Origin of the sequence: Nocardia sp. Root136, assembly GCF_001427185.1 — a bacterium.
Taxonomy (GTDB): domain Bacteria; phylum Actinomycetota; class Actinomycetes; order Mycobacteriales; family Mycobacteriaceae; genus Nocardia; species Nocardia salmonicida.
Window position 1 is genome coordinate 222,647 of record NZ_LMFE01000013.1, and the last position, 11,420, is coordinate 234,066.

An 11,420-nucleotide genomic window follows, 5' to 3' on the forward strand; every position below is an offset into this window, starting at 1 on the left:
CCAGGACGATCGGACGCGGGGACCGCTCACCATGTATGTTGCCTGTTGCACCGCACGGTGTGCTGCTGCTCACGTCTTGACCCTGGAGTGTCTGCGATGGCCTTGAAGTTTGTCCCCAGAGCGACGATGGCTGCTGCCTCGATCGCGTTGCTCACCGCAACGTTCGCCAGTGGTTGCTCCAGTGACGACGGTGGCAACGCACTCGACCAGAACCTGACGGGCCGCGGCCCGATCACCTACGTCGAAGGCAAGGACACCACCGAAACCGGTGTGGTCAAGCAGCTCATCGACCGCTGGAACGCCGCGCATCCGAACGAGCAGGTGACGTTCAAGGAGCAGTCCGCCGACGGCACCCAGCAGCACGACGACCTCGCCGAGCACTTCCGCGCCAAGCAGGACGGCTACGACGTGGTCGCCCTCGACGTGCCGAACACCGCCGAGTTCGCGGCCAAGGGCTGGATCCAGCCCCTCGAGGACAGCTTCGCGATCGACACCGCGCCGCTGCTCGCGCCGACCGTGGCCAGCGCCACCTACAACGGCAAGCTGTACGCGGCGCCGAAGAACACCAACGGCGGCCTGCTGTACTACCGCAAGGATCTGGTGCCCAACCCGCCCAAGACCTGGACCGAGATGCTCGGCCAGTGCCAGGTGGCCCGCGACAACAACATCGGCTGCTACGCCGGCCAGCTCGCCCCCTACGAGGGCCTGACCGTGAACACCTCCGAGGTCATCAACGCCTTCGGCGGCAGCTTCGTCGGCGCCGACGGCAAGACCCCCACCGTGAACAGCCCGGAGTCGAAGGCGGGCCTGAAGGTCCTCGTCGACGCCTACAAGAACGGTGACATCCCCAAGGAAGCCATCACCTTCAAGGAAGGCGAGAGCGCCAGCGCGTTCGAGTCGGGCAAGCTGCTGTTCCTGCGCAACTGGCCCTACCTCTTCGCCCAGGCATCCGCCGAGGGCTCCGCGGTGAAGGACAAGTTCGGCGTCGCCCCGCTGCCGGGCAACACCGGCGTCGGCGCCTCCACCCTCGGTGGCTACAACGCCGCGATCAGCGCGTTCTCCAAGAACAAGGCCACCGCCGCCGACTTCGTTCGCTACCTGATCAGTGAAGAGGCGCAGCAGATCATCGCCTCGGGCTCGCTGCCCTCGGTGCGCTCCTCGCTCTACGACGACCCGGCCCTGATCGCGAAGATGCCGTACCTGCCCACGCTGAAGGAATCTATCGCCAGCGCGGTGCCGCGTCCGGTGACCCCGTTCTATCCCGCGGTGTCGAAGGCCATCCAGGACAACGCCTATGCTGCCCTCAACGGCACGAAGTCCGTCGACGACGCAGTCGCCGGCATGCAAAAGGGCATCGAGACCGCCGGTTCGTAGCGGTACGCGCAGCGGACCCGACCAGACCGTAGGAGAGTAGTAACGGTGTCGGATCCTTCGGGAGTCAAGCAGCGCGGGCTAGCGCTGGAACTGCGACAATCCGGCAAGGCGTGGCTGTTCGTCGCGCCCGTGCTCGTCGCACTGGCCGTGGTCATCGGATATCCGGTGGTCGAGGCGATCTCGATGTCCTTCTCGAAGGACTCCGGAATCGACCCGGCCACCGGGATGTTCGTCGAGGGCGGCAGCGCCGGATTCAGCAACTACACGCACTGGCTGCTGCAGCAGTGCGGGTCGCTGACGGGCACGGTGTCGTGTCCCACCGGCACCCTCGGCTCACAGTTCTGGTCGGCCGTCGGGATCACCCTGTTCTTCACCGTGATCACGGTGTCGCTCGAGGCCCTGCTCGGGCTCGGCATGGCCATGGTGATGGGCAAGACCTTCCGTGGCCGGGCGCTGTTGCGCGCCGCCGTGCTGATTCCGTGGGCGATCCCCACCGCCGTCACAGCGCGGTTGTGGGAGTTCATGTTCCAGTACGACGGCGTCGTGAACCGAGTGCTCGGCACGCACATCCTGTGGACCTCGGATATGTGGGCATCGCGCTTCGCGGTGATCGCGGCCGACGTGTGGAAGACCACGCCGTTCATGGCCCTGCTGATTCTCGCTGGGCTGCAAGTGATTCCGGCCGATGTGTACGAGGCGGCCAAGGTCGACGGCGCGTCGGCCTGGCAGCGGTTCCTGCACATCACGCTGCCGCTGCTCAAGCCCGCACTGCTGGTGGCGGTGCTGTTCCGCACCATGGACGCGCTGCGCATGTACGACCTGCCCGCGATCATGACGCTGGGTAACCCGTCGACCAACACGCTGTCGATCCTGGTGGTCGAGCAGGTGCGCCAAGGTCCCAACAGCGCCGCGGCACTGTCGGTGATCACCTTCCTGCTCGTCTTCGCGATCGCGTTCATTCTGGTGAAGGTGCTGGGCGCCAACGCTGTTCGCACGCAAGAAGATCAGCGGAAGGCGAACTGATGAGCATTGTGATGACGAAAGATTCTGCCGCCGAAACGAATTCGTTGCCGGTGCAGCCGGTGCCGTGGAGTAAGCGACTCGGCACGGCGCGGCTCTACCTGGGTGTGGCCATCGTGCTGATCTGGGGCCTCGGGCCGTTCTACTGGATGGCCGTAGTGGCGTTCCGCGACCCGGCCCACACCTTCGACAGCACCCCGTGGCCGACCCACGTGACGCTGGAGAACTTCCGCAACGCCTTCGACACCAGCCGCGGCAACGACTTCGGCAAGGCGCTGCTCAACAGTGTGATCATCGGATCGGCGACCACCGCCGTGGCGCTGATCCTCGGTGTGCTCGCGGCCTACGCGCTGGCCCGGATGGCCTTCGCGGGCAAGTACCTGATCTCGGGGCTGATCCTGTCGGCGTCGATGTTCCCGGCCGTCGTGCTGGTGACGCCGCTGTTCCAGCTGTTCACCGATATCGGCTGGATCGGCCAGTACCAGGCGATGATCATCCCGAACATCTCGTTCGTGCTGCCGATGACGGTCTACATCCTGGCCTCGTTCTTCGCCGAACTGCCGTGGGAGCTCGAAGAGGCCGCGCGCATCGACGGCGCGAGCAAGTTCCAGGCCTTCCGGTTGATCATGCTGCCGCTGGCCGCGCCCGCGGTGTTCACCACGGCGATCCTGGCGTTCATCGCCTCGATCAACGAGTATCTGCTGGCCAGGTTGCTGTCGGGCGACGACACCAAACCGGTGACGGTCGCGATCGCGAGCTTCTCGGGCAACGACCCGCTGGTGCAGCCGTACGCGGCCATCATGGCGGCGGGCGTGATCGTCACCGTGCCGCTGGTGATCATGGTGCTGATTTTCCAGCGTCGCATCATCTCCGGTCTCACCGCGGGCGGCGTCAAGAGCTGACCTGCCGGGTTCTGCCGCCACCGCCGGGTAGAGTCGCCTGCACCGATATCGACATCGGTGCAGGTGAGTTCTTGTCCTCGCTCCGAAAGGAGATGGTGTGGCCTCCCAGCGCGGGCGCGGGCGTTCCGATGATGACGTGCCGTATACCTCGATAGCCGGGTTCCGCGATCCACTGGCGAAGGACCAGAAGCCGAGCAAGGGTGCGGCGCGACGGGCACAGGCGGCACGACTGGCCGCCACCGATGGGCCCCCCGACAAGGGTCGCGCACGACGGGAACAGGCCGCCCGGCTCGGCACCGACGAACAGCCCTCGGAACGTAAGCCGCGCACCAGGGGTCAACGCATCCGGCGGCTGCTGCTCGCGTTGTTCGTGATCTTCGTGTGTGTGCCCGCGCTGCTGTTCGTCGCGGTGTACTGGAGTTCGGAGATCCCCGAACCGGCCGAGGTCGCGGTCGAGCAGCCCGCCACCGTGCTGGCCGCCGACGGCACCACGGTGCTGACGAAATTCATTCCGCCACAGGGCAATCGGATTCCCATTCCGCTCACCGATGTGCCGTATCCGGTGCGCGACGCCGTGCTGGCGGCCGAAGACCGCACCTTCTATACCAATGCCGGGTACTCGACCAGCGGCTTCCTGCGTGCCGCTCGCGACAATGTGAGCGGACAGGACAACGCGGGCGGCGGCTCGACGATCACCCAGCAGTACGTGAAGAACGCCTTCCTCAGCTCCGAACGCACCGTCACCCGCAAGATGCGCGAGCTGATCATCGCGGCCAAGATGGCACGGCAGTGGAGCAAGGACGAGATCCTGTCCGCCTATCTCAACACCATCTACTTCGGGCGTGGGGCATACGGGATCGCCGCCGCGTCGAAGGCCTATTTCGACAAACCGGTGCCGGAGTTGACCCTCGCCGAGGGCGCGGTGCTCGCGGCGGTGATCCGCTCACCCTCGGTGCTGGATCCGGAGAACCATCTCGATCAGTTGCGGGCGCGCTGGCAGTACGTCCTCAACGGGATGGTCGAGATGACCGCGCTCGCGCCGGGCGACCGCGACGCGACGGAGTTCCCGGCGATCATCCCGCTCGACGATGTGCCCGCCGAAGCCGTCGTGCTCGGACCGGAAGGGCATATCCGCACCCAGGTACTGCGCGAATTGCGCGCCGCCGGTCTCGACGACGCCGACATCAATACGGGCGCACTGCAGATCACCACCACCATCGACGCCGCGGCGCAGGCGGGCGCGGTGGATTCGGTGCGTGAGCGGTTGTCGTGGCAGCCGCCGGAACTGCGCTCCGCGGTGGTGTCGATCGATCCGCGCAGCGGGGCGGTGCGCGCCTATTACGGCGGCGAGGACGGGACCGGGTTCGATTTCGCGCAGGCACCGCTCCAGACAGGCTCCGCGTTCAAGGTTTTCGCCCTCGTCGCCGCCCAATTGCAAGGCATTCCGATCTCGCGGGCGATCGACAGCGCGCCCATCACCGACCGCGGAACCGAGATCACCAATGTCGAGGGCGACTCGTGCGGGCGGTGCTCGCTCGCCGAGGCACTCAAACGCTCACTGAACACCAGCTTCTACCGGCTCACCATGACGATGGCCGACGGTCCGCGCTCGATCGCCGAGGCCGCGCACCTGGCCGGCATCCCCGAGTACATTCCCGGCGTCGACGGCGTGAGCCTCGCGGAGCCGGACGGTTATCCGCTCAACGGCATCGTGCTCGGCCAGTATCTGGTGCGCCCCCTCGACATGGCGTCGGCGTACGCGACGCTGGCCGCGTCCGGGGTCTATCACCAGCCGTACTTCGTGCAGAAGGTGAGCACCGGGGACGGGCGGGTGTTGCTCGACCGCAGCTGGGAAACCGCGACGGGCAAGAGACATTCAGAGCCCGAGCAGCGGATCTCCGCCGAGATCGCCGATGCGACTACGTCGGCGATGGTGCCGATCGCCAATTACTCCAACGGCCACGGGCTCGCTGGCGGCAGGCAGTCGGCGAGCAAGACGGGAACCACTCAGCTCGGCGAGAGCAAGGACAACAAGGACGCGTGGATGGTCGGGTACACGCCCTCCCTGTCCACCGCGGTGTGGGTGGGCACCGAGCACCCACAGCCGTTGCGCACGGGACGCGGTGGGGCCGTCTGGGGTTCGGGCCTGCCCGCCGACATCTGGAAGCAGACGATGGACACGGCGCTGGCCGGAACGCCGGTCGAACAATTCGAGGTGCCACCGCTGTCCAATCCGCCGCTGATACCGACCCCGGGTACCGGTGTGGCGCCGACGCCGGGCGGCGGCTTCGACATCTTCGGTCCGCCGACGAGCTCACCGCGCCCCGCGCCGCCGCCGTTGATCGTCATTCCGCCCGCGCCGAACCCGTCGACACCGGGTGAATTGTTCCCCGGGCTCGGTGGCGAAGGGCCGCGCTAGATCACGAGTTGGCGCACCCGGACCCGACTACCCTGGCGACATGGCAACATCGTTGCCCAGAGCGCGAACCGCCCGACCAGGGGTCGAATGATCCCGGCGCGGAACCTGTCGGACCGATACGGGAGGATGTGCGGTCGGTACCGACATGCGACGACACTAGACATAGGGGCTACGCAGGTGGATTTCAATGTCGTTGACCGTCCCGAGACGCTGATCGCGGGCACGGTGCTTCGCAGCCCGGCGCTCGCCGTCGAGGGGCCGCGCCGCGCCAAAGTGGTCGAGGCGTGGGCGCACCTGCGGGCGAGGACGTTACCGGGGCCGGTCGCGACGGGCTATGTCGATTTCGCGCCGGAGATCAACTCCTACCTGACTCACATCGTCGGATACGAGTGCAAAACCCTCGCCGACCTGCAGCCAGGCGACGTGCTCGGCCGGATTCCGGCGGGGCGCTACGCGCGATTCGTGGCCAGCGGCGACAACCTCGGCGACACCATCGTCGGGCTGTGGCGCCAGGTGTGGGACGCGGAGGCCGCGGGTGAATTCGTGCGCGCCTATACCGGCGATTGCGAGCAGTATCCCGACGAGCGCACGGTCGAGATCTTCGTTTCGCTGACCGAGGAGAAGGACAGCTGATGGCCGTGGATTTCGAAATCGTCACCCTCGACGACGGCTTGGTCGCGGGTCTCACCGTGCCGTTGGCCGGCCGTGAGGTGACCGCTCGTGATCTTGATCTGGTGAATTTCACCTGGGATCGGTATCTGTCGCGGGAGAAGACGGTTCCCCGCGCGGCTGCCTATATCGGCCAGAACGATCACGCGGTGGCCGTGCTCGGCTACGAGGTGGCCGGGCTGGAGGACATCGACGAAGGTGACGTACTCACCCGCATCCCCGCGGGCCGCTACGCCAAGTTCGTGGTCTCGGACAAGCCCTACGATCTGCTGCGCACCGCGTGGGCACAGGTGATCAAAGCCGAGAACGCGGGCACCATCACCCGCTCGCACACGGCGGAGTTGGAGCGCTACACCGGTCCGACCTCGGTCGAGGTCTACGTCTCCCTGGATTAGAAGGGCGCGCCGAGAACTGCGGCACCAGCCGCAAATGAAACAGAGCCGGTGTGCACGAGAGTTCGTGCGCACCGGCTCTGTTCGTTCAGTGATTAATCGGCACCGATGATGAACGCCTCGAGCTGAGTGCGCGCGACATCGTCGGCGATCTGCACCGGCGGGGACTTCATCAGGTAGGCCGAGGCCGGGATGACGGGTCCGCCGATGCCGCGGTCCTTGGCGATCTTCGCCGCGCGGACAGCGTCGATGATGATGCCCGCCGAGTTCGGCGAGTCCCACACCTCGAGCTTGTACTCCAGGTTCAGCGGAGCATCGCCGAACGCACGACCCTCGAGACGCACGTAGGCCCACTTGCGGTCGTCGAGCCACTCCACGTAGTCCGAGGGACCGATGTGGACGTTGCGGTCGTGGACCTTGCCCGCGAGCGCACCGGTGAGGTTCGACGTGACGGCCTGGGTCTTGGAGACCTTCTTCGACTCCAGACGCTCACGCTCGAGCATGTTCTTGAAGTCCATGTTGCCGCCGACATTGAGCTGGTAGGTGCGGTCGAGCACCACGCCGCGGTCTTCGAACAGCTTGGCCATCACCCGGTGGGTGATGGTCGCGCCGACCTGCGACTTGATGTCGTCGCCGACGATCGGCACACCGGCGTCGACGAACTTCTGCGCCCAGACCGGGTCGGAGGCGATGAAGACCGGCAGCGCGTTGACGAAGGCGACGTTCGCGTCGATCGCGCACTGCGCGTAGAACTTGTCGGCCTCTTCGGAACCGACGGGCAGGTACGAGACCAGCACGTCGACCTCGGCATCCTTGAGCGCCTTGACCACGTCGACCGCGGGCGCCTCGGACTGCTCGATGGTCTCGGCGTAGTACTTGCCGATGCCGTCGAGGGTCGGGCCACGCAGGACCGTCACATCGGTCGGCGGCACGTCGGAGATCTTGATGGTGTTGTTCTCGCTGGCGAAGATGGCCTCGGCCAGGTCGAAGCCGACCTTCTTGGCGTCGACATCGAACGCGGCCACGAACTTCACGTCGCGTACGTGATAGGTACCGAACTTGACGTGCATGAGGCCGGGAACGACCTGGTTCTCGTCGGCATCCTTGTAGTACTGCACGCCCTGCACCAGCGACGATGCGCAGTTGCCCACACCGACGATCGCGACGCGAACTTCGCCGGATCCAACCTTGTTGACATCACTCATGGCCGCTCTTTCCCTCTTTCTGTGGTGCCGCCTTCGTCGATTGCTCCGCCGCAATCAACTCGTTGAGCCAGCGCACTTCGCGCTCGCTTGATTCCAATCCGAGCTGGTGGAGCTGCTTGGTATAGCGATCCAGTGACCCGCTGGCCTTCTTGATCGCTTCCCGCAGACCCTCTCGGCGCTCCTCGACCTGACGACGCCTGCCCTCCAGGATCCGCATTCTCGCCTCGGCGGGAGTGCGGCTGAAGAAGGCGAGGTGAACGCCGAAGCCGTCATCGGTGTAGTTCTGCGGACCGGTGTCGGCAAGGAGTTCGGAGAACCGTTCCCGGCCTACCGGTGTGAGCCGGTAGACGCGGCGCGCACGACGCGCGAGCGCGCCGTCCGGAAGCTCCTCGGCGATCAACCCGTCGGCCTGCATTCTGCGCAGCGTCGGGTAGAGCGAACCGTAGGAGAAGGCCCGGAACGCTCCGAGCAGGCCCGTCAACCGCTTGCGCAGCTCGTAACCGTGCATGGGCGCGTCGAGGAGCAGGCCGAGAATCGCCAATTCGAGCACTGCCGACCTCACTCCCTGACTATGTCGACCTGACAGGCCGAACGGACCTAACCGTGGATGCGAGTTCCAACTATATCGGAGCGATACATCTACGCACAGTCGAATGTGACGCATGCGTCATCGACGCAGGTCAGGGAGAGGGAGAGTTGCAGCGCTAGGCGGGGTACACCGCGATGGGTTCGCCATTGGGACGGATTTTGAGGTATCCGCTCTGCTCGGCTTCGTTCTTGACGTAGATGCTGATTTCCAGTTCGGCGTCTTTGCCGCCGCCGGGCGGGTACCTGACCAGAACGTGCGAGACCCAGCCGTTGGGGACGCGGGTTGTTCCGGCTGCGCCTGACATGAGGCGGGCATAGCGGGCCAGGTCGATGGTGGCGAGGTCGAACGAGCGAGTGTCGGGTGGACGAGAGCCTGATGAACCCCATTTTTCGAAGTCGCCGCGGTACTTCAGCTCGTCCTGCTTGCCAGGTTTGCCGGAATCACGTTCCACCAGGGCGTATTCCGGATACAGGGTCAGCTCGTCGGCGATCGTGGTGCCGTATTCGGCGCGGTAGTCCGCGACGAAGTGGGCCAATCCGTTGCCGGTGGTGAGGTCGGGTAGCGGATCGCCGAGGACGGCGTCACCGACAGTGCGGCCGAGCAGCCCCACACCCGCGCCGAGCAGCCCGGCGAGGACGATCGCACCTACCGGAATCCACCAGCGGCGGGGTGCGCGGGCGACGCCACGCGCCACGGGAGTGGCGGCGAGTTCGGCCGGGACCTGTAGATCGTCGACGAGACGGTCGAGGGCGGCGAAGTTCTCGGCACGCATCGCGGTGGCGGTGCGGGTCTCGTGCTCTGCGGCGCTGAGCTGGCCGTCGGAAAGAGCGGCATCGAGCACCGAGCACACGTCGGCGCGGTCGGTGTCGCGAGCGCGCAGGTTGTTCGTCGGAGACGGAGGCTTCATCGCTGGGTCATCCTTCGTACGGGTAGGTCTTCAGCACGTCCCCCGACAGCGCGAGGACGAAATGGCCCGATTGGGCGACTTCGTTCCGCACGAAGATCGTGATCCCCGGCCCTCCGGCCCAGCTGTCGTTCGCGATCCGGAAGTGGGTGACCGCGCCGTTGGGTACCCGCACGGTGGCCGCCGCCTTCGCGAGCGCCGCGCCGAGCGCCTCGACGTTCACCTGCGCCAGATCGATGTCGACAGCATCGCGCCGACGGGTGTTGATCTGCGAACTCGTCCGCGCGAAGCCACCGCGATAGGTGTAATCGGCGGTTGATTTCGCATTGCCGGGCACGCGCCGCACAGCGGAGGCGTGCTCGTCGTGCAGAACCGCCTCGTCGACCACAGTGTCGCCGAAGATGGCGCGGTAATCGTCGCGAAACTGGACGAAACCAGCGAGGGTATTGAGCATCGGCGTGGGAATCACCAGCGGTGATGCCGCGTCGTAGTCGACTGCCACCGTCGCGGCTGCGGCGGGCGCGGGCTCGTCGTCGCGGACCGTCCACACGAATCCGGCGATGGCGGTGACCGCGGCGAGTGCGATGACCGCCGACCGTGTGCGGTCTCGGCGGGCGCGAGGTTTGGCCGGTGCGGCCGGGCGCTGGTGGAGTTCGGCCACCAAGGTGGACAAATCGCCCAATGTTCGTGCTTCTGCGGCTAATTCGACCATTGCGGCGTGTTCGTCGGAATCCAGTTGGCCGTCGGCGTGGGCGGTGTCGAGGGCGGCGACGGTCGTCGCGCGGTCGGTCGACCTGGCTCTGGTGCGGGCCGGGTACTGGTCGGGGGCACGGCGGCGGGGGCGTTCGGCCGGGGCATCTTCGCCGAAAACCGCAGGTGATTGCAGGTCGGCGGTCAGGCGGGCGAGCTCGCCGACGGTGCGCGCGCTGCTCGCCGACGCGACGCGGTCGTGGTACTCCTGCGCGCCGAGTTGGCCCTCGGCGTAGGCCGCGTCAAGCACGGTCGACACCTGTGCGCGATCGATGTCACGTGCGCGCAGCACCGAATCGACGGCGGCCCGTCGCTGCCCGGAATCAGCCATGGCCGTGGGTCACCTCACCTGCGAAAACATCCGGATGAACCCCGGTATCGGGAGTTTAATCGGCAAAGTCGGATCAAACGATGCCGTGGGCACGTGAATCCGAACCCCGCTACTCTGGTGATCGTGCGAATTCAGCGGCAGGTGGTGGACTATGCGCTTCGGCGCAGGTCCCTGCTGGCCGATGTCTACGCGGGGCGGGTCGGCGTCGCCGAGGTGTGCGATGCGAATCCCTATCTGCTCAGGGCCGCGAAGTTCCATGGCCGAGGCAGCGAGGCGACCTGTCCGATCTGTCGAAAAGAGCAGCTGACGTTGGTTTCGTGGGTGTTCGGCGATGGGCTCGGCCAAGCGGCCGGGTCGGCGCGGACGCCCGAGGAACTGATTCGGATGGCCGAGTCGAACGAAGAATTCTCGGTGCATGTCGTCGAGGTATGCCGCTCGTGCAGCTGGAATCATCTGGTGCAGTCGTACGTGCTCGGCACGGCTCCCGCGCCAGCCAGGCGACGGACGAGTTCGCGAGCCCGGCGCTCTGCTGCCGAATGATGGCTTGTCGAGCGACAGGGCTGCCGAGTAACGGGCTGCCCGCACAAGTAATGGTGGCCACCGCGTGATGCGCCGCTGTTCGGGGTGCACCCTCTCCGCGCCGGTACTCCGGCGCGGATGTTGTGTGTCCGAACCTTACAAGTTATGGAGATCTGGTCAGTGAGTTCGCCCTACGAGTCCTCCCCCCACGGCGATGATCCGCGCGGCGGTCGTCCGGCTCGGGGTGCGCAATCGGGTCTCCCCCCGCAGTCGGGTGATCGTCCCGGCGGTCCCCCGCCGCGTCGGCCGATGCCGCCCGCCGGACCGCGCCCGCAGGGTGCGCCCG

General features: G+C 66.4%; 11 protein-coding genes. 7 read left to right on the forward strand and 4 right to left on the reverse strand.

What is annotated here, in order from left to right:
• Nucleotides 1-96 precede the first annotated feature (96 nt).
• The 6 genes from ASD42_RS31755 to ASD42_RS31780 all read left to right on the forward strand — a co-directional run bounded on the left by ASD42_RS31755 (nt 97) and on the right by ASD42_RS31780 (nt 6,779).
• The gene (locus tag ASD42_RS31755; RefSeq protein ID WP_056823877.1) at nt 97-1,374 is read left to right on the forward strand and encodes an ABC transporter substrate-binding protein; all 1,278 of its coding nucleotides are present in this window, start codon (nt 97-99) and stop codon (nt 1,372-1,374) included.
• 45 nt (nt 1,375-1,419) lie between these two features.
• A complete protein-coding gene (locus ASD42_RS31760) occupies nt 1,420-2,397 on the forward strand; it encodes a carbohydrate ABC transporter permease (RefSeq protein WP_056823879.1) in 978 nt (325 codons plus the stop codon).
• Nucleotides 2,398-2,408: 11 nt separating this feature from the next.
• Nucleotides 2,409-3,296: a carbohydrate ABC transporter permease gene (locus ASD42_RS31765; protein WP_235569907.1), complete on the forward strand. Its 888-nt coding sequence runs from the start codon at nt 2,409-2,411 to the stop codon at nt 3,294-3,296.
• A gap of 97 nt (nt 3,297-3,393) precedes the next feature.
• On the forward strand, nt 3,394-5,715 hold the full coding sequence (locus ASD42_RS31770) for a transglycosylase domain-containing protein (protein ID WP_056823882.1): 2,322 nt from the start codon (nt 3,394-3,396) through the stop codon (nt 5,713-5,715).
• A 177-nt stretch (nt 5,716-5,892) separates the two neighbouring features.
• The gene (locus ASD42_RS31775; RefSeq protein ID WP_056823884.1) at nt 5,893-6,348 is read left to right on the forward strand and encodes a GyrI-like domain-containing protein; all 456 of its coding nucleotides are present in this window, start codon (nt 5,893-5,895) and stop codon (nt 6,346-6,348) included.
• Nucleotides 6,348-6,779: a GyrI-like domain-containing protein gene (locus ASD42_RS31780; protein ID WP_235569908.1), complete on the forward strand. Its 432-nt coding sequence runs from the start codon at nt 6,348-6,350 to the stop codon at nt 6,777-6,779. Before ASD42_RS31775 ends, ASD42_RS31780 begins: the two co-directional genes overlap by 1 nt.
• Before the next feature lie 92 nt (nt 6,780-6,871).
• Here ASD42_RS31780 and ASD42_RS31785 read toward each other — a convergent pair whose 3' ends face one another.
• The 4 genes from ASD42_RS31785 to ASD42_RS31800 all read right to left on the reverse strand — a co-directional run bounded on the left by ASD42_RS31785 (nt 6,872) and on the right by ASD42_RS31800 (nt 10,555).
• On the reverse strand, nt 6,872-7,981 hold the full coding sequence (locus ASD42_RS31785) for an inositol-3-phosphate synthase (RefSeq protein ID WP_056823887.1): 1,110 nt from the start codon (nt 7,979-7,981) through the stop codon (nt 6,872-6,874).
• Entirely contained in the window at nt 7,974-8,531 is a 558-nt protein-coding gene (locus ASD42_RS31790; RefSeq protein ID WP_056823890.1) for a PadR family transcriptional regulator, read from the reverse strand. Before ASD42_RS31790 ends, ASD42_RS31785 begins: the two co-directional genes overlap by 8 nt.
• 154 nt (nt 8,532-8,685) lie before the next feature.
• The gene (locus ASD42_RS31795) at nt 8,686-9,477 is read right to left on the reverse strand and encodes a DUF1707 SHOCT-like domain-containing protein (RefSeq protein ID WP_056823893.1); all 792 of its coding nucleotides are present in this window, start codon (nt 9,475-9,477) and stop codon (nt 8,686-8,688) included.
• A gap of 7 nt (nt 9,478-9,484) precedes the next feature.
• Complete coding sequence (locus ASD42_RS31800) at nt 9,485-10,555, reverse strand: DUF1707 SHOCT-like domain-containing protein (RefSeq protein ID WP_056823896.1); 1,071 nt, start codon at nt 10,553-10,555, stop codon at nt 9,485-9,487.
• 123 nt (nt 10,556-10,678) lie between these two features.
• Here ASD42_RS31800 and ASD42_RS31805 point away from each other — a divergent pair, with 123 nt between their 5' ends.
• Nucleotides 10,679-11,095: a DUF5318 domain-containing protein gene (locus ASD42_RS31805; RefSeq protein WP_170112103.1), complete on the forward strand. Its 417-nt coding sequence runs from the start codon at nt 10,679-10,681 to the stop codon at nt 11,093-11,095.
• Nucleotides 11,096-11,420 lie beyond the last annotated feature (325 nt).